37 protein-coding genes and 1 other RNA gene are annotated in these 18,664 nt (G+C 58.9%); all 38 read right to left on the bottom strand.

From position 1 onward, the window contains the following. Positions 1-283: phage virion morphogenesis protein (locus AACR77_RS16680; protein WP_042882903.1), on the bottom strand; the 283-nt coding region annotated here is incomplete at its 3' end. Further along, positions 283-717, bottom strand: a complete 435-nt coding sequence (locus AACR77_RS16675; protein WP_042882901.1) for a gp436 family protein — start codon at positions 715-717, stop codon at positions 283-285. The genes AACR77_RS16680 and AACR77_RS16675, both read right to left, overlap by 1 nt. Positions 718-719: 2 nt before the next feature. Beyond that, positions 720-1,277 (bottom strand): hypothetical protein, encoded by a 558-nt coding sequence (locus AACR77_RS16670; protein WP_042882898.1) that lies wholly within the window; start codon positions 1,275-1,277, stop codon positions 720-722. A 23-nt stretch (positions 1,278-1,300) separates the two neighbouring features. Further along, complete coding sequence (locus AACR77_RS16665; RefSeq protein WP_052224823.1) at positions 1,301-1,822, bottom strand: tail needle knob protein; 522 nt, start codon at positions 1,820-1,822, stop codon at positions 1,301-1,303. A 3-nt stretch (positions 1,823-1,825) separates the two neighbouring features. Further along, entirely contained in the window at positions 1,826-2,122 is a 297-nt protein-coding gene (locus AACR77_RS16660; RefSeq protein ID WP_197055499.1) for a hypothetical protein, read from the bottom strand. A 49-nt stretch (positions 2,123-2,171) separates the two neighbouring features. Further along, positions 2,172-3,071 carry a Mu-like prophage major head subunit gpT family protein gene (locus tag AACR77_RS16655; RefSeq protein WP_042882896.1) on the bottom strand — a complete coding sequence of 300 codons (900 nt, stop codon included), beginning with the start codon at positions 3,069-3,071 and terminating at the stop codon, positions 2,172-2,174. Between the two features lie 6 nt (positions 3,072-3,077). Continuing rightward, a complete protein-coding gene (locus AACR77_RS16650) occupies positions 3,078-4,028 on the bottom strand; it encodes a phage protease (protein ID WP_042882894.1) in 951 nt (316 codons plus the stop codon). Between the two features lie 377 nt (positions 4,029-4,405). Next, positions 4,406-5,197, bottom strand: a complete 792-nt coding sequence (locus tag AACR77_RS16645; RefSeq protein WP_042882893.1) for a phage head morphogenesis protein — start codon at positions 5,195-5,197, stop codon at positions 4,406-4,408. Beyond that, on the bottom strand, positions 5,190-6,767 hold the full coding sequence (locus AACR77_RS16640; protein WP_042882892.1) for a DUF935 domain-containing protein: 1,578 nt from the start codon (positions 6,765-6,767) through the stop codon (positions 5,190-5,192). Before AACR77_RS16640 ends, AACR77_RS16645 begins: the two co-directional genes overlap by 8 nt. Beyond that, complete coding sequence (locus AACR77_RS16635) at positions 6,764-8,359, bottom strand: terminase large subunit domain-containing protein (RefSeq protein ID WP_042882891.1); 1,596 nt, start codon at positions 8,357-8,359, stop codon at positions 6,764-6,766. Before AACR77_RS16635 ends, AACR77_RS16640 begins: the two co-directional genes overlap by 4 nt. Beyond that, positions 8,359-8,940 (bottom strand): DUF3486 family protein, encoded by a 582-nt coding sequence (locus AACR77_RS16630; RefSeq protein WP_042882890.1) that lies wholly within the window; start codon positions 8,938-8,940, stop codon positions 8,359-8,361. Before AACR77_RS16630 ends, AACR77_RS16635 begins: the two co-directional genes overlap by 1 nt. A 2-nt stretch (positions 8,941-8,942) precedes the next feature. Continuing rightward, entirely contained in the window at positions 8,943-9,074 is a 132-nt protein-coding gene (locus AACR77_RS16625; protein WP_269429296.1) for a hypothetical protein, read from the bottom strand. Next, positions 9,071-9,304 carry a hypothetical protein gene (locus AACR77_RS16620; protein WP_042882889.1) on the bottom strand — a complete coding sequence of 78 codons (234 nt, stop codon included), beginning with the start codon at positions 9,302-9,304 and terminating at the stop codon, positions 9,071-9,073. Before AACR77_RS16620 ends, AACR77_RS16625 begins: the two co-directional genes overlap by 4 nt. 9 nt (positions 9,305-9,313) lie before the next feature. Then, the gene (locus AACR77_RS16615) at positions 9,314-9,565 is read right to left on the bottom strand and encodes a hypothetical protein (RefSeq protein WP_139739493.1); all 252 of its coding nucleotides are present in this window, start codon (positions 9,563-9,565) and stop codon (positions 9,314-9,316) included. Positions 9,566-9,570: 5 nt separating this feature from the next. Next, on the bottom strand, positions 9,571-9,864 hold the full coding sequence (locus tag AACR77_RS16610; protein WP_042882883.1) for a VpaChn25_0724 family phage protein: 294 nt from the start codon (positions 9,862-9,864) through the stop codon (positions 9,571-9,573). A gap of 11 nt (positions 9,865-9,875) precedes the next feature. Then, the gene (locus AACR77_RS16605) at positions 9,876-10,199 is read right to left on the bottom strand and encodes a DUF2730 family protein (protein WP_042882882.1); all 324 of its coding nucleotides are present in this window, start codon (positions 10,197-10,199) and stop codon (positions 9,876-9,878) included. Next, positions 10,189-10,428 (bottom strand): TraR/DksA family transcriptional regulator, encoded by a 240-nt coding sequence (locus AACR77_RS16600; protein ID WP_042882880.1) that lies wholly within the window; start codon positions 10,426-10,428, stop codon positions 10,189-10,191. The genes AACR77_RS16605 and AACR77_RS16600 overlap by 11 nt, the downstream gene beginning before the upstream one ends. Continuing rightward, entirely contained in the window at positions 10,425-11,036 is a 612-nt protein-coding gene (locus AACR77_RS16595; protein ID WP_042882878.1) for a hypothetical protein, read from the bottom strand. The genes AACR77_RS16600 and AACR77_RS16595 overlap by 4 nt, the downstream gene beginning before the upstream one ends. Then, positions 11,021-11,329: a hypothetical protein gene (locus AACR77_RS16590; RefSeq protein WP_042882876.1), complete on the bottom strand. Its 309-nt coding sequence runs from the start codon at positions 11,327-11,329 to the stop codon at positions 11,021-11,023. Before AACR77_RS16590 ends, AACR77_RS16595 begins: the two co-directional genes overlap by 16 nt. 1 nt (position 11,330) lies before the next feature. Beyond that, positions 11,331-11,798 (bottom strand): glycoside hydrolase family protein, encoded by a 468-nt coding sequence (locus AACR77_RS23180; RefSeq protein ID WP_042882873.1) that lies wholly within the window; start codon positions 11,796-11,798, stop codon positions 11,331-11,333. 137 nt (positions 11,799-11,935) lie between these two features. Continuing rightward, entirely contained in the window at positions 11,936-12,409 is a 474-nt protein-coding gene (locus AACR77_RS16580; RefSeq protein WP_052224822.1) for a Mor transcription activator family protein, read from the bottom strand. A gap of 93 nt (positions 12,410-12,502) precedes the next feature. Next, on the bottom strand, positions 12,503-12,790 hold the full coding sequence (locus AACR77_RS16575; protein WP_042882871.1) for a hypothetical protein: 288 nt from the start codon (positions 12,788-12,790) through the stop codon (positions 12,503-12,505). Positions 12,791-12,803: 13 nt separating this feature from the next. Continuing rightward, the gene (locus AACR77_RS16570; RefSeq protein WP_139739494.1) at positions 12,804-13,058 is read right to left on the bottom strand and encodes a hypothetical protein; all 255 of its coding nucleotides are present in this window, start codon (positions 13,056-13,058) and stop codon (positions 12,804-12,806) included. A 12-nt stretch (positions 13,059-13,070) separates the two neighbouring features. Next, positions 13,071-13,685: a gp16 family protein gene (locus tag AACR77_RS16565; RefSeq protein ID WP_042882867.1), complete on the bottom strand. Its 615-nt coding sequence runs from the start codon at positions 13,683-13,685 to the stop codon at positions 13,071-13,073. Beyond that, the gene (locus AACR77_RS16560; RefSeq protein WP_139739495.1) at positions 13,675-14,211 is read right to left on the bottom strand and encodes a glutaminase; all 537 of its coding nucleotides are present in this window, start codon (positions 14,209-14,211) and stop codon (positions 13,675-13,677) included. Before AACR77_RS16560 ends, AACR77_RS16565 begins: the two co-directional genes overlap by 11 nt. Further along, positions 14,201-14,362: a hypothetical protein gene (locus AACR77_RS16555; RefSeq protein WP_231563272.1), complete on the bottom strand. Its 162-nt coding sequence runs from the start codon at positions 14,360-14,362 to the stop codon at positions 14,201-14,203. Before AACR77_RS16555 ends, AACR77_RS16560 begins: the two co-directional genes overlap by 11 nt. Next, positions 14,340-14,690 (bottom strand): hypothetical protein, encoded by a 351-nt coding sequence (locus AACR77_RS16550; RefSeq protein ID WP_197055502.1) that lies wholly within the window; start codon positions 14,688-14,690, stop codon positions 14,340-14,342. Before AACR77_RS16550 ends, AACR77_RS16555 begins: the two co-directional genes overlap by 23 nt. Continuing rightward, complete coding sequence (locus AACR77_RS16545; RefSeq protein ID WP_042882861.1) at positions 14,666-14,920, bottom strand: hypothetical protein; 255 nt, start codon at positions 14,918-14,920, stop codon at positions 14,666-14,668. The genes AACR77_RS16550 and AACR77_RS16545 overlap by 25 nt, the downstream gene beginning before the upstream one ends. Before the next feature lie 41 nt (positions 14,921-14,961). Next, an RNA gene (locus AACR77_RS16540) (hammerhead ribozyme type II) lies at positions 14,962-15,035 on the bottom strand. After that, entirely contained in the window at positions 15,034-15,246 is a 213-nt protein-coding gene (locus tag AACR77_RS16535; RefSeq protein ID WP_042882859.1) for a hypothetical protein, read from the bottom strand. The genes AACR77_RS16540 and AACR77_RS16535 overlap by 2 nt, the downstream gene beginning before the upstream one ends. A gap of 107 nt (positions 15,247-15,353) precedes the next feature. Beyond that, entirely contained in the window at positions 15,354-15,818 is a 465-nt protein-coding gene (locus AACR77_RS16530; RefSeq protein WP_042882857.1) for a hypothetical protein, read from the bottom strand. Then, positions 15,818-16,060 (bottom strand): ANR family transcriptional regulator, encoded by a 243-nt coding sequence (locus AACR77_RS16525; RefSeq protein WP_042882855.1) that lies wholly within the window; start codon positions 16,058-16,060, stop codon positions 15,818-15,820. Before AACR77_RS16525 ends, AACR77_RS16530 begins: the two co-directional genes overlap by 1 nt. Then, the gene (locus tag AACR77_RS16520; RefSeq protein WP_017410073.1) at positions 16,053-16,337 is read right to left on the bottom strand and encodes a hypothetical protein; all 285 of its coding nucleotides are present in this window, start codon (positions 16,335-16,337) and stop codon (positions 16,053-16,055) included. Before AACR77_RS16520 ends, AACR77_RS16525 begins: the two co-directional genes overlap by 8 nt. Continuing rightward, entirely contained in the window at positions 16,337-16,957 is a 621-nt protein-coding gene (locus tag AACR77_RS16515) for a DUF3164 family protein (protein WP_042882853.1), read from the bottom strand. Before AACR77_RS16515 ends, AACR77_RS16520 begins: the two co-directional genes overlap by 1 nt. A 15-nt stretch (positions 16,958-16,972) precedes the next feature. Continuing rightward, on the bottom strand, positions 16,973-17,296 hold the full coding sequence (locus AACR77_RS16510) for a hypothetical protein (protein ID WP_042882852.1): 324 nt from the start codon (positions 17,294-17,296) through the stop codon (positions 16,973-16,975). Next, positions 17,293-17,511: a hypothetical protein gene (locus AACR77_RS16505; protein WP_042882850.1), complete on the bottom strand. Its 219-nt coding sequence runs from the start codon at positions 17,509-17,511 to the stop codon at positions 17,293-17,295. Before AACR77_RS16505 ends, AACR77_RS16510 begins: the two co-directional genes overlap by 4 nt. Next, the gene (locus AACR77_RS16500) at positions 17,511-17,717 is read right to left on the bottom strand and encodes a hypothetical protein (protein WP_042882847.1); all 207 of its coding nucleotides are present in this window, start codon (positions 17,715-17,717) and stop codon (positions 17,511-17,513) included. Before AACR77_RS16500 ends, AACR77_RS16505 begins: the two co-directional genes overlap by 1 nt. Positions 17,718-17,720: 3 nt before the next feature. Continuing rightward, complete coding sequence (locus AACR77_RS16495) at positions 17,721-18,653, bottom strand: AAA family ATPase (RefSeq protein ID WP_042882845.1); 933 nt, start codon at positions 18,651-18,653, stop codon at positions 17,721-17,723. Positions 18,654-18,664 lie beyond the last annotated feature (11 nt).

The raw sequence follows: 18,664 nt of genomic DNA, 5'->3' as shown, positions 1-18,664 counted from the left end.
TCACAGTCTGATACTCGATGCTATCGAGCAGATCGCCATCACCCTGCAGCAGACTCTGGCCGCCGTGGCGGGTCTTGGCATAGGCATCTGACCAGGGCGCCCAGGGCGTACCATCCGGCGCGGTCTTTTCGTCCTCAATGCGGCGGCGGGTCTGTCTTTCGACCACGGCGCCGATGGTTTCAAGCAGTTCGGCCTTGTAGTCGTTGCGGCCCAGGGTATCGAGCAGGCGCTGATAACGCGCCAGCTCTTCTCCCCGGGTCGAGACCTGCACCGAGACGGCCATCAGAGCACCCCTTTCAGGCTGTTGCGGGTGAACAGGCGCTCGTTCTCCTGCACCAGCTCGACCTTGCCGACGTTACCCTCTGGCGGCATATCCGGCGTGGGCAGGCCAAGATCCACCTTGCCTTCAGCTATCTCTTCCAGCTTGGCGATGGCCTTCTTGTATCGCTCTTCCAGCAGGTTGGTGGCCTGAGTGTCGCGGTCGGCCAACCAGTAGAAAGCGATGACCACGGCCTGACGCTTGAGCAAGGAAGGCACGGTAGGCAGCGGCAGCACATAGCGACGGGCAAGGTAGCCATTGATTTCGTCATCGGCGGTGGCCAATGCCTCATCAATCCAGACGTCATTGATGGTCTGGGTGCTGCGGTCGAGCGCGAAGTTGTAGAGCATCGAGCCGTCGCGGTCTTCCAGATCCTGCTTCGTCGCGTAGATGGCCATGGTTAAACGCCCATCACTTCATATTCGGTGCAGACCAGCCACTGATCTTCATGAACTCTCAGGGCCTCTTCACATGTCAGGTAGCAGCACGGAATCTCGCAACTGTGGTCGTGCGGAACATCCGCCTTGGCAGTCACCACAAAGACTCGGGTCGCGCTGGAGTGCAGGAACTGGATGCCACAGCGCCAGAAACCGGCCGGTGACTTGGCCTTGACGTCGAACTGGCCGAGCAGCCAGTCGGCGTTGTCCTGCTGCTGCGGTACCTTCTCAATGCCCAGCGCCTTCAAGTTGATATTCGTCGCCAGCTGATTAATCTCCTGCTCGGTCACCGGCTCAGCCAGTGCCTGTCGCGCCTCTTCTGCGGCGATCATCTCGGTTTGCTTGGCGGCCTGCTCGGCAACCAGATCCACACCCTGAGCTTCGGCGGCTTGCTCCAGCGCTACGGATTGCAACGGTTCGGCTTGCGCCTGAACCAGCTCGGCACTTTGATCCACTGCTGCAGCTGCCAGCTGCTGGCTTTTGTCGTCACCGGTTGTGGTAACTTTCTTTTTCGGGGCCATTTCAATGCTCCTGTAAAGGGTGTTTAAACCGCTGATATCACGGTTTCAGTGGTAATTTGCTCGGCGATCAGCAGCACGCCGGTAAGGTTGAACGTGCCGCCATTGCTGCGGATCACCGGCTTAGTACCGTTGAGGGCGATAAAGCCTGCCTTGTCGATCGAGAAGAAGGTCGCCAGGGTGATAACGTCCGTGGTCACTGCCACATCCCGACTGGCCACCAGACGGTTGCCGTTGGTACCCACGAAATCCAGCTGCATGGATCGGTTGGTACTTCCGCTTGACCAACTCCCTTCCAGATTCAACTTGAACGCCACACTGGCGTTGTCGTTGTAGACGTTCAGCTTGTTGCTGGTCGTATTGAAGAACGGCGCCAGCGAACCAGAAGCCGGTACAGGCAAGGCCTTGAGATAGGCAACCAGATCCACGTTGGTATCACCGGCGATGGATTTCCCGACCAGACCAGACCAGCGCACCTCGCTTTTCTTGCGGGTTGGCAGGACTACAGGACCGCTTTGCTGAACGATTGGAGGCGCATTGAAGAACATGGATCAGCCCTCGGTGATAATCAGTTCAGCCGTGCCAGAAATCGTTCTGGCATACAGATTCTCTGCGGCAGAGCGTGACCAGCCAATGGCATCACCTGACTTGAGAAGATGCCCCATGGTGTCAGACGCAGCAGGCAAGGCGGTGGAAGACCGATACTTGACCGCAGATGGCCCCTGATTCTCGACATAACCTGATGTGGCAGCAGAGATCTGAATCCAGGCAGCGGCAGAGACTGGCTTGCTTACTGTTGGCATCACATCACCCTCTTTGATGGCGGCTTCGACGCTATACAGCTCCACCGCCATCTGGTTGAAAGAGGCCCCGGCTATGCCGGGGCGGTCGATTCGGTTAGACCAGGTACGGGCTAACCACGATCTCGACGTTGTTGTAGTAGATGTTGCTCTCGCCGTTATCGAGGTACTCGCGCTTGATCAGCTTGCGGGCTGCCGCTTCGTTGCTCGGGCCGACGACCAGAATGCGCGCCATGGTACCGATGGGGGTGCCGTTGGACTTCTTCATGTTGGCCAGCTTGGTCTTGGCCGCTTCGAAGTTCGCTTCATCCAGCACGGCCTTGGAGCCGATGGCAGTCTGCGGGAAGCCGAAGCCATAGCCATGACGACCGTCAACGCCCGCCGCAAACTTGTTGTTGAACCAGGTGTATTCGCTGGTTGCGTTCATGGTCTGGAAGTCGAACGGCCGGCGTTCCTGGAACACGATCGGCTTGACCACCTGCATATCGTCGATGACGAACCATGCCGGGCCAGTATCGGTTGCCGGATCACCTACCACGTTACTGAAGGTGGTGGCCGGAGAGGTATCGAGCGGGTGATCGGTATCGAAGAAGTTCTGACCGTCATAGCAGAGGGTGGTGAACCCCGCAGCCAGCAGGGCATACACGTTCTTGTCCGGGAACATGGCCGCTTCTCGACCGAAGTTTTCGGAGATGATCGAATACTTGCCGATCTGGTCGTCTTCCACGTCTTCGCGCTTGATGACGATGGAAGACTCAAAGGTCTTGTTGAGGATCTGATAGCCATGGCTACCGACTTCGACCAGCTGACGGTCAGTCAGCCACTCCTTGATGGCAGGCAGATCTTTCAGCCAGCCATAAAAGTTGGAACTGCCAGCACTGGGAACCTGAGTGGCCACGCGATTCCACTGCGGGTTGATATAACCCAGCCCGCGAGTGTAGGCGGCTGACATGGAGACGGTCAGCGCCTCCAGAATTTGCGCTTCGGTAAATGCCATGATGGATTACTCCCCTTGTTTGGCTTTCATGGCTTGCTTGGCAGCCAGGAACTCTTCGGGCTTTTGGCCCATCTTGCGGCACAGGGCCAGTTCGTCAGCGCTCAGGGCACCGGTAGTTTGTTCGGTGGTGGTCTTCACCTTGCTGGCATCGGCGATGACAGGAGCACGGCCGCACCATGCGGTGAACTGCTCGCGGCCTGCTTCGGTACTGCAGAGGCCGACATACATCGCCTTGTCAGCCGGAGCGACCTTTCCTTCGGCAATGGCAGCATCGACCAGCGCATCGACCTTTGACTTTTCGATCTCGGCCAGCTTGGATTCCAGCTCCTGAGTGCGGTTCAGGGCCAGCTGATGGGTGGCAGCAGGGACGAACTTGGTCGGGTCCTGCTGGGCGTTCAGTGCAATCTGTTGCTGCGCTTGCATGGCGTTGATGGCTGTCACGGCCTGTTCGGCAGTGGCATCCTCAGCCAGGCCCAGCAGCTGGGTCAGGACAAGGGGCAGTTTCACAGTGTGATCCTCTTGGTGGTTTAGAGCGGGGACATAGAGATTTGGCTTGTTGGTCAGGCCAGCGCTGAGCATCGCGAAGACTTCGCGACTATCACTGAAGTAATCAAACGCTGGCGAATAGAAGCCGAACTTCTTCTCCTCCAGCAATTCGCTGCCTGCGCCATTCCATTCCACACGGCCCCAGATTTCGCCTGTGCGGTTTTGCAGCTCGACAATCCAGCCGACCGCCTCGGTGTTGCCTACGCGGGTTTCGGTCGCGTGTTCAACATCGAATGGCAGCTTCATATCGAACTGAGCTACCACGCCATCAGGGTCGGAGTTATTCCAGCTGCGACCATCTCGACCAGAGAATTGACCAGCCGGGATTAACGGCAGCCACAATCCCTGTTCTTCTGCCACCATGCGGGACATGTCAAAGCAGATGGCTTTATGGATACGTTGGTGGTGCATGATCGCTCCGTCACATAACAACCTCCTGCCGGGTGGCGGTTGGTTGGGTGAACAAATGTTTGGACGAATCGATAATGGGCCGGATTGGGGAGCGGTCTGTAATGACGCTTTTCGCGCTAATCAGAGGGGGATGGCAAGGAGGTGGAGAGGGTGAACACGGTGATGACCGGTCATCACAGGATACAGATGGCGGGTCAGCTTGCCAATGTGATCGGGCAATGCTGACCGCAGGAATGATAAACGGGGTGATGGGGAGGATGGTGGCGCAGGCCGAAAACAGCACCTTCGACACCACCACACACCATCTTTAAAACCGATTTAAATCGACTCAGATTCAAAAGCTGGGTAATTGTTCGTGCGCTGGTAGCCAAGAACGCTCACAGCGGCTTAGAGAGCGTTTGGCGCAATGTTTGCTCCTTGGCTTTCAGGTCAGCTTGCAACGCCTGCTCGCGGCGCTTGCCCGGGTTGTAATCCCACCCCGGCTCGATGCCCTTGGGCAGCACCTCCGCTTCGCCGGTTCGCTTGTTCACCCACTCGCTGGTGCCATCGTTCGGCGCGGCGAACTTGAAGCCGCTATCCCCCTGCAGCTTGGCGTATTCGAACTTGCTGATCTGGCGCACCCCGCAGTGGCAGCCCCAGCCGTTGGGCGGCATATGGGTTTGCCACCAGGGATCATCCACCGGCAGTGTAATGCCGCGCCAACTCAGGTGCAGGGCGCGGTGCTCCCGTGCCGGGCCGATTGTGTAGGTGAGATAGGGCATGGCCCGCTTGGTGCGCTCGATGCGCTGCCACTGGCCAGCTGCGCGGGCGGTGCGCATGTTGGTGCGGTAAATAATCTTTATCCGCCCTTCACTGCCCAGTTGTACCGGCTTGGTTTCACCGGTCAGCGGGTCATCCATCTCCTGAATGCCCCACCAACCTGATTTTACCAGCAGCGGTTTGAGCACGGCAGCGAACTGCTGATAGGTCTGACCCTGCTCCAGCGCCTGCTCGACCAGGGCCCGCACCTCGACCAGCAGATCGGCGTTGAGCATCTTGGCGACGGTGAAGGCGTTGCTGTGTTCCTCCTTCCACACGTCGCGATAGTCAAAGCCGGGCTGCAGCCCCTTTTTCTTGAACCAGTCGAGCGCCACCTTGGGCGGAAAGGCCGAGGCCTTGGGTTCAGGCATCTTGCACATCCCCCATGCCACGCATCCGGAACAGGTAATCGGCCAGCTGCGGGGTGAACTGCTCGGCGGTCAGGCTCTCTTGCAGCTTGAGCAGGCCATCGTTGAACTCTTCGAAGGTGGTGGCCGTGGCCGCCAATTCGAGGATCGGGTTCATAAAGTCTTCGCCGCCCACCTCTACCCAGTCGCTCATGGCCTCTTCGGTCAGCTGCTCGATAGCCTGCTCGCTGGGCTGCTGGATGCGGTTGATGGCCAAGCGCTGTTGCGGTTGGTGCTGCTGGCGGTTCATGGCCACCGGCTGCACGGCGGCGGCCTCCATCACTGACATGGGTTGCAGCACGGCCTCTTTCGCATCGGGGTCGGCCAGCCCGAACTTGTCACGCAGTTCGCTTTCGCTGACCCGCATCCCGCGATCAATCAGCGGGGTGATGCTATCGACAATCAGCTTGAGGTCTTCCGGCTCCGGAACCCGGATGCAGACGCGGGGGTACGCCTTCTGCACGCCCCAGTTCAGCACGATGAAAGGCTTGACCAGGTACTCGTTGATTGTGGCTTCCAGCTGGCGGGCATCCCACTTGGCGATATCCAGCCGCACCTCGTTATGCACGGTGGCCTGCGCCCTGCTGCTGCCATCGTCGGTGGTCATGGTCTGGCCAAGCACCGCCTTGCTGGTCTGCTCGTCTGCCCAGCGGGCCATGTTCTCGAACAGGGTATCGCCGCCGTTCCCCTTTGCGGTCTCGACCAGCTCAATCATCATCGACTCGGGGATCACCGCGCCCGCATCGCTGGCGATGGTAGCGATCGCCGTCTTGAGGGTGGCAATCTGTTCCGGCGTGGCGTTCGCCCCGTACTTGCCCACCCGAATGGGGATGCCGAACACTTCGGCAAACGCCCACCAGTCGCGCACGGTGAAGGACTTGAGCATATACATCACGGCGCACAGGCGGGTCAGGCCGTTGCGCCAGATGCTGCCTGACTTGGTGCGCGGCAGATGCACGATGAATTTGTAGGGCTCCAGCGGCTTGCCCTGGGGCGCATCGTCGCTGATAAGCAGGATCTTGCTCAGGGTCTCGGCATCGGGGCGCAGATAGCGGGGGTCAACCCAGCTGTAATCGCTCGGCGTCCAGCGGCCGCCGCTGGTATCCCACAGGATTTGACAGACCCCCATCCCCTTGCCCAAGCCATCGAGCAGGTCGAAGAACAGCTCGGGGATCTGGTCGCTTTCCATCAGCTGGCGCACTTCATCAGCCAGTCGCTGGTCGTTGGCATCGTCGCTGGCTGCCTCCACGCTGGGCGGCAACGCGGCCACAGCCAGCTTGCGGGTGCGCAGCACGGATGCGTAATGGAGATCCCGCTCTTCGATCTCCTCCGCCAGCGTCATGTAATCCTGCGGGTTGTTGCCATCCACCACCGATCGCAGCAGGCCAGCGAGGCGCTGCGGGGTGATGGTGCTGGCCACTGACGCGGGGCGCGGGTTGCGCACGCTGGTGATATGGGCCTCCGCGATATTCTCGCGCAGCACCGCCTTGTCGGGTTTGATGGGATTGCCCCGGCTATCGAGAATGGTGGTCACAGTAATCCGCCTCCGCTTCGCAGGCCACGGGTCAGGTTCATCTGCCGCTGGCCATCGTTGTCTTTTGCTGGCGCCCCCACCTTGGCGATGCGGTGCAGCTCGTAAATATGGTTTTCAGCCCGGCTGGCCAGATAGGCCAGAAAAATGGCGACCGCCGAGTCACCGTGGCGCTTGTTGCCATCGCTGCCCTGGGTGCGACTGTCGTCAATGCCGGGGGTGCCACGGTAGATCTGGATCTGCCCCAAGTCGGTGATGATGTCTTCGTGGCGCGGTAGCTCCAGCTCGTCATCTTCAAACGCCGCCTTGAAGCGCGGCATATTCTCGCGGTAGAAGCCGACCGACAGCATCACCTGCACCACCTCTTGGCCGTAGCGATAGGCGGCCTGTTCGGCCAGATACTGGCCATTGCCACGGGCATCGAGCCAGATACCATCGCGGCGTGGCAGGCGATCGCAGATAAAATAGAGCGCCTGCTCCTGCTGCTTGAACGGGGTGTTCTTGAGCTCGACGGTGAACGGCACCCGCCGGCGGGTATCCGGCAACACCTCAATGGGTGCGAATACCGTCAGGTCACCGGAACGGGCGAAGTCTTCGCCCAGGGCGTGGCGATGGCTGCGATCCAGCTTCATCAGCTCGGGGAAGACTTCGGCCTCCAGCCACTCCTTCATTTCGGCATTGCGCTCCGATTCACCGGCGCGGTTGAAGGCGTCAGATCCGGTAAATCGCAGCACAGGCCCATCGACCCGGCACGCCCGTTCGCGCAGGCCACGTGGCAGGTAGGCACCGCCGCCGCTCTTGGGCTCGCAGTAGTATTCCTCCCGTGCGTCCTCTTCGGTGGCGCAGTCTGAGAGCAGCTCTTGCAGCCACTTGCGCTCCCCCTCTTCGCTCCACTCCTCTTTCTTCTTGACCTGACAGATCCGCTTGTAAAGCCCTTCGTTACAGGCGGTTTCGATGTCGATGCGGTGAACAGAGTAGCTTTTGCGCTTGCCTGCGCGGGTTTCGGTGATCAGGGTATTGAACAGGTTCTCGATACCGTTATGGGTCGAGATGATGCGCACCTTGCTACCCCACATCGTCAAGGCGTTGGCGGCTTTGAGGATAGCGGCAAGGTCTTTGTGAAAGGCCCCTTCATCGATTACTACGTTGCCTTGCATACCCCGCAAGTTGCTGGGATTCGATGACAGCGCCTTGATTTTGAAGCCGCTGGCGAAGTTGATGACATAGACCAGAATGTCTTTGTCTTCGCTCTCCAGCACCTCTTCGCCGATCTCCGTGGCGGCAAAGTCGTAAGCCTTGGCCCACATAGAGGCGGCCTCTATAAACTCGCGGGCCATATCCTTGGTGGTGCCGACATAGAAGGTATCGCAACCGCCAGCGGCGGTAGACATGGAACCATTGAGCGCGGCATCTGCTGCCTCTGCCCAGGTAAGGCCGGTTCGCCGCGACTTCTCGGCAATCTTGATTTTTGCCTGGTCAGCGATCCAGCGCTTCTGATAGGGCAGCAGCACTTCGTTGGGATCGAACTGGCCGCCTATGATGGCGGCCGCTGACTGATTGCGTAGTTCGTTTTCGGCTTGAGTCAGATGGTTCATCACGCAATCCCCAGGATCTGCTGCTTAATCTGGGCGGCGGTCTCGGCCGTCAGCCCTGCCTGCTTCACAATCTTCTCGGCGGCATTGGCTGCCTCGGCAGCGAACGCGGCGCGGATCTCTTTCTCGACCTTGTGGCTGGTCATGGCGGCCTGCTCCACCCGCTGGATAACGAGGGCCAGCTGGCCCAGCGATTTCGGGTCAATCATCTTGCCCTCTTCGCCGTCGCTGGCATCCATCATCTTCATGGAGGTTTCGAACGCCATGGTGCGCACGAATTCCTGCAGCAGCTTGCCCACCTCTGAGGTAGGGGCCTGACCCAGCTTTGCCGTCCAGACCTCGGCCACTTCGCGGGCCTGCGCCATGCGGCTTCCTGCCTCTTCCATCCGTTTGGCAAACCGGTTAAGGCCGGTGCGGCTGATCTGCTCTTCTGGCGGCAGGCCGGATTCAACGATCAGCTGATTCACCTCGGCCAAAATATCCTTCTGCGACATGGAGCCAGAGCGGATCATCGCCGACAGCTGGCTGCGGATATCGTCCGGCAGCTGCTGGATCTTGCTCTTGGTGTTCTTCTTGGTGGTCATGGTTACCCCAGCAGCTTGTCAATCAGCGGGGCGGTGCAGCCCCACAATGCGGTGACCGGATCGCCAAACAGCACCAGCGCCAGCAGGTAGCCGACGCCAATCATGGCGGTGATATCTAGCAGGCGGCTTTTCACTGGACACCTGTCAATTGGCGATCAGGCAAGCATGAAATGCTCTTATTGCTGTTGAAGTAATAAATCCAGCAGGTAACGTTGCGCTTATCGTCATGCCAGACACTGAACCTATGATCAACGGTGTATTTATCAACCTGTTGCGGCCCTTTCTGCTGCTCGCTGCCTGACTGTGCATGCTCAATGCAGCCACCCAGCAGGGCGCAGCAGAGCAGGATGATAGTTTTTTTCATAGCAGCTCCTTACGCATGACCAAGCCGACGAGCTCGGCGCTGGGCGCGTTGCGCCTTGGCCTGACGATTGGCACGCTTGACCGAAGGCTGGCGACCATTGAAGGTTGGGCGGTAGCGACTGGCGCGCCGTACCACTCGAACGTGACGCTCGATTGCTTCATCCAGCGAGGCAGGGCCAGACCAATTACGCAGCATCAGCGGTGAAAAACCACCAAGCCCACCAAGCAGCAGACCAACCAGGGCACTTTTCATCTTGTTCATGGTCATCACTCCGGACGCGGTTTCTTGACACCCGGCACGGTGGCGGCGCCAGTGGCGACATCAATCCCGCGGCCGGTGATTTTGGCGATCAGGGTGTTGCCCAGTTCGCGCTGGGTGATCAGCCCCTGTTCGGCCAGCCAGCTGATGTGGGTGCGCACCGCATCGCGGCTGATCTTGTGGCCGTACTGGTCGAGGCATGAGTCGAGGATCGATTCGTTGGCCTCATAACCCGGCATTTCATGCAGTGAGCGCAGCATCACCAGACGCTGATCTTCGGTAACAAGCTCTTTGAATGACATATAACCCCCGTTTATTTTTCGTTTAAACGCTGCTCAAGCAGCAGCTGTGCGACGTGATTGACCGGGCGCAGGGCCTCATGCAGGGCTTTGATATCACCCCGCATCTCGGCCATTTCAAGGCGCAGCGCGTTGACTTCATCCCGCGTTGGCAGGGATTCGACTTTATCTTCGAGAGCGGCGAGGCGGGTGCTGTGGTCAGCCATGGTCGTTTCCACCTTGTTCAAGTCCTCGCGGCGGGCAAAGGTTTTGCTCAGCCAAAGCATGGCGATGGTCGCCAGAATTGCTGCGGCCGTGGTAATCACCCCCCACCACTTGGGGATCCAGTCAAACTCCATAGCGATGTCTCCCCGCTTTCTCATTACGGCTCTGGCACGGTACGCAGCGCACCGCATCCGGTTCGGCCTGCAGTCGCGCGGCGGCGATCTGCTCCCCACAGCTCAGGCAAAAGCGATTCCCGTGCTCGTCCTGATCCGGTTGTTCCTGGCGGTGGTGCCGCGCGTTGGCGATAGCCCGCTCGCGAAACTCCTGCTCTTGTTGTTGTGCGCGATCAAACAGGTCGGTCATTTGCCCCTCGTCAGCAGCTTGGAGACAGTGCCGGTGATCACCGCGCCCACCTTCTGGCCGCTGGCCTTGGGATGGGGGGCGAAACCGTCTAGGGTGCGCAGGCCCATATAGGCCCAAGCCGGGGTGAGCATCAGCATGGCCATTTCGAAATCAGGGCCGGTGCCATGGCCAAAGGCGCTCAGCACAGTGAACAGCACGATATAGAGCGCCCCGGCTTGCCAGCTCTGGCGCGCCATCAGCGGGCGGGTGTGGCGCACGTATTCATCTTTGGCGCCGTCACCATCACGAATGGTCTGCTGGGTGGTGGCCTGTTCGGCCTGCAGGTCGGCGGTTTCCAACTCGCGGCGGCGGGTCTGCTCCTTCTCCAGCTCTACCTTGATCTTTTGCAGCTCGACCAGGGCAGTCGGATCGGTGATGCGGCTGAGCTGGTCCTCAATGGCTGCTTGCTGCTGGGCAGCGGTCAGGTTGATGCCCGATACCTGCTCGACCATATCGGCCACCTTGTTCGCGGTGGCGCTGCCACCAAACAGGCTGGCGATACCCCGGATCATGGCGGGGCCCTGCTGCACCGCCAGCGCGGCCAGTGCGGGGATTAACGGGAGTGGCATGAGGGTTCATCCTTCTTGAAAAGCGCACGCAGCCTGGCGCAGTGCTCTGCGGCCTTGCCGTTGCAGGTGGTGAGGATATTGAAGCGGTGTTGGTTGCGGACGGCGTAGATGTCGGTCTGTGTTACCGAGTTCCATCCTTTTTTAAATAGGCTTTGCATGGTGCCGTCATGGCTGTGGAGCGGCACGCTGCGATCGACATCGCACTCGGCGATGCCCTGTTCGGCCGCCTCGCGCTCCCGTTTCAGCCTCTGCTCGCGGCCATGGTTAAAACTCCACTCCCAGTTGCGGCCCATATCAGCCCCCATAGACGCTGGCCCAGCGGCCGGTGCGCATCTGTTCAGCGTGGCGCTGTGCCCGCTTGGGGGTCTGCTTGGCCCAGCGGCTATCGAGCATTCCGGCAGCGGCCTTGTCCCAGTTGCCACGGGCCACGGCGGCGAGGGTGTTCTTGAAGTTGCCAAGCCCCTTCACCCCCAGCTGATAGGCCATGGATTGCAGCACCGCAGTACGGGCAGGGTATGGCGCGCAGGTATCGAGCGCATCGGCCAGATGCGGGATGGTGCGCATCTCTTTTTCTTTGCTTGCGAGAATCTCATCAAGCCATATGTTGCCGACGCTTAATGGCAGGATGAATTGATAGAGCTTTATGTCTGCGCCTTTCGGGCCGATACGAAAACCATAACCCACAGTGGGATAACCTTCGGTGCAGAGATAGGGCTTTTCGCGCCAACCCTCTTCGTATTTGATAAGCGCATAGATGGACATAGCACACCTGAGAAATAATGAATTTCGTCAAGTGTGCTTTTTATATGGTGACTGGTTGTACTGACGGATATCGTATAAATCACAGACAAAATAAAAGCGGCCTATCTGGCCGCCTCTATTTAATATCGAATTGTCTGTTAATACGCCCGACCATTACGCCGACCGTGACCATCAGCAACCGGGTCCAGTCCGGTGAACATATCCGGCTGGACTTTACGCAATTCACTGCGGCGCATACGTGCCAGCACAAATTGAATTTCCCGCACCGATACCCCGAATTTACGCGACAGCTCGAACTGGTTCTTGCCGTTGAACTCTTTCCAGATCTGGATGGAGCGCAGCACGGTCGCCAGCGTTTTGCCGTTCGGCACGTAGAAGGGGGCCCCGCCGAAGGTGCGGCAGAACTCGGAGAGCATAACGAACGACAGCATGGGGGATTCGCGGTGCGCCGCCACCACATGCTCGATAGTGTCGAACATGGCGCGCAGCTGCTCGCTCCAGCCCGGGGCGGTTTCATCGCTCAGCATGCGGTAGGTTTCAGGATCGATGGCGTCAAGGTCAACGCCTACGCCAAACAGGTCAACGGATTGGTGGTCGTGCGCATCTTTCATAGGGCCCCCAAACGGTATGCAAACGCCAGATAAAGCAACACCCGGACGATGCCGGGTGTTGGTATGATAACGCAGTGGATCTGGGCGCCCAATTCAACCGCTGGTGAGATAGACCAGCCCGCCAATCTGGACCAGCGGCATGATGATGCACACTGGCCACGGCATGCCGCCCTTCACCCGCATCACCCCAACCATAAACAGGGTAACAAGGGCAAACAGAGAGAGCGACAAGCGACCCCATTCATGGATGGGTGAGAAGCCTTCGAGCATGTAATAGAGAAAGTACAGCGGGCCGATGATCATCAGCAGAGTGACAAAGGCACCGACAAGCGCCACACCCCGTGCCACATAGAGATCCAGTTGTTCAGTTTGGTTGTTCATCGTGTTGATCCTTTTAACCATCATATTCTGGAAGTTTATCGAACTGGTCTTGCGTAAGCATCAATGCCTCTACCTTGTATGGGCCATCAATGTTCTCACATACAGAGTCAACTTCATCAGCTGGAACAACAAAACAGCCAAGGTCGAACGTCACTCTTAAGAACTTTAGCTGTTTGAAGTCTTCGCAGAGTGGAGCATGAATGCTTGCAGCAAATGCCCCGTCTTGAGTTTCTGAAAAGTCACGGGCCATCATTTGACAGTTACACATAATTTTTTCCCTCTATCCATTCACCAGCTTGCTGCCATCGATCACCATTATCTGCGCTGGCCGCCAGCCGGGGTTTTCATAGGCTTGGCGGATCAGGTCATAACCCGGCATCGCATCCAACCGGTGCGAGTTACTGACCGGCACCTTATCCCCGCGCTCGATAATGGCGGAGGTCATCAGGCGGATATGCCACTTCTTCAACGCCTCCAGCACCCGCTCGGCCTGCGCCGAGGTGAGCCACTCCGGCCTTGCGATACCGGCTCCGCCGTTGGCGTTGGCGGTCATCCGCTTGATGTAGCTGCCCAGCGCATCCTCCGAGCCATCGCGCACGAAACCGTCATTGTACATGGTGATCCAGATGGCGCGAATCTTGCGCACCTCCGGCGCCTGCACTTTGGCCGAACTGGGCGGGGAGCGGCGCCCAGCAACCTGGGCGCCCCCTTTGACCTTGAACCCCAGCCCCTTCATGGCGGTGATGACGGCATCGAGCTTGGCCGCGCTCAACCCCTTGGCAGAGCGGGCGCCGGTCACGGATTCCAGCAGTGCGCGATAGTCCTCTTCATCCAGCCCCAGTTCGCGGCGGCCGACCTGCACAATCTTGAGCAAGCGCTTGGCATCAGGCTGCATGGCGGCCCCCGTTTATCTGGCAGATGTTGACGAACTGGGCGAGGTGGTCAGGGTCAACCTTTGACAACGGAATATAGCTCAGTGTCATTTTCTTCTGGCTTACCTTTCCTGAACTCGGATATTCACTGAAAATTCGGCTTTCATGCGGTACAGGAAAACCTGCGTTTTTGCAGTCTGCAATCAGTTCACGCAGTTGGCTGCGGCGAGAGGTCTCACGAAACTTGCCGTTATTGCCATAAATCTCAACGGTCAGCGCATCGATATGATGATTTCCTCTTGGATTTTCCAGCAGCTTGTTCAGCTGGTGATAGCGGCGGATCTTGAGAAGAGTGATGGGGCTGGCCACCTCGATTTCACCCCTAGCACGCAGCTTTGCCAGAGCGCCAGAAACATACTGGCTGTTGTAACCAAGCACATCGGCCAGCTCGCCGCCCGTCATATGGTTCCAGAGCGGAACGGCCAACACCTCTTTTTTCATTCGCGCTAATCTTGATTCAGTCATTTTGCAGCGAGATTTAATGTTCATCGTCTTCATCCTCATCCGCCGAGGCGGTCACAATCACTTTATTGGTCTTGGGTGGCTGGCCTTCACGCCAGCGCGGTACCGTTTGGTCTAACCAGGCGATAGCGACGCCATCGGCCTGCTCTTCCAGTTCACGCAGCTCGGCTTTGCTCATGCCTTTGTGGCGGCGCTTTGCGTAACACGGCTTGTTTGCTTTGACGTAATTCACCATCCTGCGCTGGTAGCGGGTCAGGGCCATGGCGGTATTTCCTCTTTCGCTCGGCGTTGCCTTCTGATTCGCAGGCCTTGCAGTAGTGCTGCAGGCCGTCTGGCGCGTTCGGGTGATTGCGCACAGACCAGAAGGCGGTATCTTGTGGCCAGTAGTCGCAGCAGCCGGTGCAGAACTTCTCCAGTCCCATTTCTGCATCGATGCGGGCCTTGCCGCTTTCGAGCCGCTTTTGCAGCAGCCCATCTTTCATCAATGGCGTGTATTCACCGTGCATACGGCCCCCTTGCCATTCATCCCCTGCAGGCGTTCTGCCTCCAGTTCTGCCAGCAATTGCTCGGCGCCGCGCAGGGCATCACCGGCAAGATCATGTGCGCGGTACTTTCTGGCGCCCCGCGACAGGGCGATAAAGCGGCGCTGCAGCACCAGCTTCTCTTTCCAATTCAGCGCTATGGTCATCTCGCCATAGAGCCGGTTTAACAGGTTGTTCAGCACTTCTCTGGTCATAGCGTCCTCTCTGGTTTCAGGAGTGGGTTATGACCGGGCCCGGTCGGCTGCTCATCAGTGCCCAGCCACCACGCTGGGCAGACCATACCGAGCACTGCCCGGCATGGTTTCGCTTACTGCTTGAGGCGTTTACGCGCCTTGTTGACGATGGTGGTCAGCATGGCCAACCGTGATTTGTGGTGCTCTGCGCTGCCCTGGTTGTTGATAAAGTCGATGGCCAGCTGGGCTTCTTGCTGGGCCTGCTTCGGGTTCTGCTCGATGATGCAATCAAGGCTCGACTTGGCATCGGTCACGCTGGTGTTCAGCAGGTTGATGACGCGTTCCATGGCTTGCTCCTATGCGTGCTTGACGAACTGGACGGCGCCGACAATCAGCACGGCCCAGACCAATCCCCACACCACGGCGAGGATGCGAAAGGTGCGGCGGCTTATTTTCATGCGGCCACCTCTTTCAGTTCGCTGACCAGCTCCATCCCTTCGATCTTCTTGAACTGGCGCACCAGCGCCGTGCTGCTGCCGAAGGCGGGGAACAGATAGGTTGTTCCCTGCTTTTCCGGATCCTTGCCATACAGCTCATTGGCAAACTTTGCTCCACACTGACGCTTGCACTTGGCGTACTCCTCCAGCTGTTTCTTGCCATAGCGTTTGTGGAACTTGTGGAAGAAAACCTGCTTGACCACCTTGTTCATAAACTCATCTGCCGGATCGATATCTTCGAGCACCTTCATCCATGCGCCTTTGATAGAGCCATCGATATACACCGCCAGAACGGTGGTGCTTTCGCTCTTGCGCTCACGGGTGACATAGACCTCATGCCCATGCAGTCTGAACAACATCGATACCCAACCAGACTTCAGCTCGGCCGCGATGGCCTGCCATTGCTCTTTGCTGATAGCCATCACGCGGCCCTCTTGCCAAAGCGGTGGATGCAGGTCAGGCAGAACGCGGCACGCTGGCGGGCATACTCCACGTTGAGCTGGTTCTTGGCAGCCTTGGCGGCGGCCTTCCACATCTCCAGCGCGGCGGCATAACGCTCTTCACGCTCCAGCTGGGCGCCCTGGGTGGCCAGTGCCAGATAACCGTTTGGGTTCTTTGCGACTTGGTGGGCGATCTCGTCGCCCTTCAACACTGCATTAGCCATGGTGTAACTCCTGTTCAAATCTGGTTTGTTGCTTGTCGTACACGGTGACGATGGAACCGTTCTTCAAGATGAAATAGGCATCGTCACATTCGAGGATCCGGCGCGGGCTCCATCCCGCCTCGCGCTGCCGGATCCGCCGCAGCTGGCGTTTGCTTGGGCGCCAAGCCCGTGACAGGGCGCCCAGCATTTCCAATTCGCTGCGGCCGGTACGTTGCACCCAGCGTTCGATGGCGTGGCGGGTGACGTACAGCGGGCCATAGCGGGTTTCAAACTCCACTACAACTTTGCCCAGTCGAGGTTGATTGCCACGTACTTGCCAGACGGCTCGCGCTGGTAGAGGCGGATATATTCCTTCTTGCTGACGGTGGTGATGGCATCGGCGATGGAGTCCATAGCCGCCTTCCACTCGGCATCTTCAATGGCCAGATTGCGCAGGCTTAGCACCTGATTCACATCGATCTTGCCTTGCTTGTTGACGCGAAAAGCATGGTCAACCAGGGCGACAATCTTGTCGTTTGAACCTTCTGACCAGCGCTCGATGCAGGCATCGATTTGCGCCTTGGCAGCCTGGATCCGTTCATCAAAAACCCGATGCTCGCCGATGGCCCGCTCGACTTTCATGGAGCCGTCAAACGAGGTGAGGGTGATGTTGCCCTTGGCGCCGCCGTAAGTGACGCCGTACTCGCTGGCGCTGAGATCCAGATAGTCTTCCAGCTCCTGCTGCATCTGGATTTTGGTGGCGGCCATGTGCAGCTTGAGCTCCAGCGCGATGGCAATCTGCTTGCGCACCACTTCATCGCGCAGCAGGTCGATAGGCTTGATCAGGCTCTGCGGCACCATGTGGCCTTGGGCGTTGCGGTGCAGGGTTTCGGTCTTGTTTTCGGTGGTAGTAGTCATTGCTTGTTGCTCCTGTTAAGCGGGGAAACCGGCGGCCCGATAGGCCATGTATTCGCTGGCTGCCATATCAGCAGTGCGCTCGAACTCGTCACGGGTGGCGGTTTCACGCCAGTGGACGATGCAGCCGTTGAGGCGGGCGGCGTAGGCGCGGCGGCGCAGGCCATCAACCTGTTCGATGATCTCGATGGCATCCTTGCGCAGGTCGTCGGTCGGATAGGCAATCTCGATCAGCGGGCGCTGCGGGGTTGATTTTATGGCCAGCACTTGGCAACCGAACTGGCGCAGACGGCAGGCCATGCGCTGGGCCTTGATACCGATGGGAGTGGTATGAATGTTCATGCTTGCTCTCCTTGTGAATCACTGTTCAGCGGCGCCCAGGTAAGGTGCAGCCGGTCTTCGTCGTAGCTCTGTGCCCAGCCCTTCTCGTCTTGGATCACCACTTCGCCATCGCTTTGCTCAACCACGCGGCCCTTGCGACCGCTGAGCAGGTGGACGTGCGTCCATGGCGCGGTCTTGACGCCGTAGAAGCTGGTTTGTTCCTTGGGTGCGTTCATCAGTTTTCCCCTTCAACCTGCTGCTGCTTGGCAAGCTGCTTTTCATATGAGGCTTGCATTTTTTCTAGCGCCTTTCGCTTCAACTCCACTGACGGGATTGAGTCGAATATGAAGGTCGCAGCGTTTGAGATGGTGTCTGTCCCATCCATCACCAGCGTTTCTGTCCAGACCTTGAACTTGCACTTATTGCTCGGTGGATTTGCCATGAATCACTCCCCCTCCAGCTCGTTAAACGCATACCGCAGCACTTGCTCGGTCAGCGGTTCGCCGCCGGAGCAGGCCACTGCCAACTTCAAGTTCTTGCTGACCAGTCGCAGGGCGCCGGGGCGTTCGCTGATCTGCACCAGAAGGCTGCGCTCGGCATCGCCTTCTATGTTCCAGGCGCTGGCGACGGCCATCACATCGGCCTTCTTGGCCTTGGTCAGGGCGCGCTTCTTGGCGACGCGGGAGTAAAGGCGGGCGAAATCTTCGCTGCGCTGGCCGCCGGTCAGCTGGGTGTAAACGCGGGAGTTGCCGACCAGCACCATGCCGATCCCCACTTCCTCCACCAGAATGCGCAGCTCTTCCAGCGTGGGGCGGTCGAGGTGGTCCGCTTCATCCACCACAATCAGACCTTTGGTGTTGAGCAGGCGGCGGCGCAGGGCGCGGGCCAGCGGGCCACGCAGGCGGGGGGCGTTCTCCATCCCCAGTTCCATGGCCAGCTCATACATGCATTCGGTCATGGTGCTGCGGCTCGGGGAGGTGGTGATCACCCAGACGTTGTTGTTCTGGCGCTGGAACTCGCGCAGGGCGGTGGTTTTGCCCACGCCAGATATGCCGTGGATGATGACGATGCTCTCGGTAGCCAACGCGTAGTTCATATCCGCGATGATCTGTTTGGCGGTCTCGGTCATCACAAAGCCGGGATCGCGCGGGGCATCGGCGCGCTGGTCGCGGGCGGTCAGCCAGTTGGCCAGCTTTTGCATCATCGGCGCCTGGTCGGCCTTGTAGTTGCCGTTCAGCAGCTGGTTGATGGTGGATGGGCTGACGCCAACCTCTTTGGCGATCTGCGCTTGGGTGACGATGCTCTGTTCCAGCAACGCCTTGATGCGGGTGATGGCATCGGTATTGCCGGTTTGGTCGAGTGCGACTACATTGGTCATTGAATTACTCC

Origin of the sequence: Aeromonas sp. ZOR0002, from assembly GCF_963866995.1 — a bacterium.
In the GTDB taxonomy this organism is placed as follows: Bacteria; Pseudomonadota; Gammaproteobacteria; order Enterobacterales; family Aeromonadaceae; genus Aeromonas; species Aeromonas caviae.
This window is presented reverse-complemented; position numbering and strand designations above follow the sequence as displayed.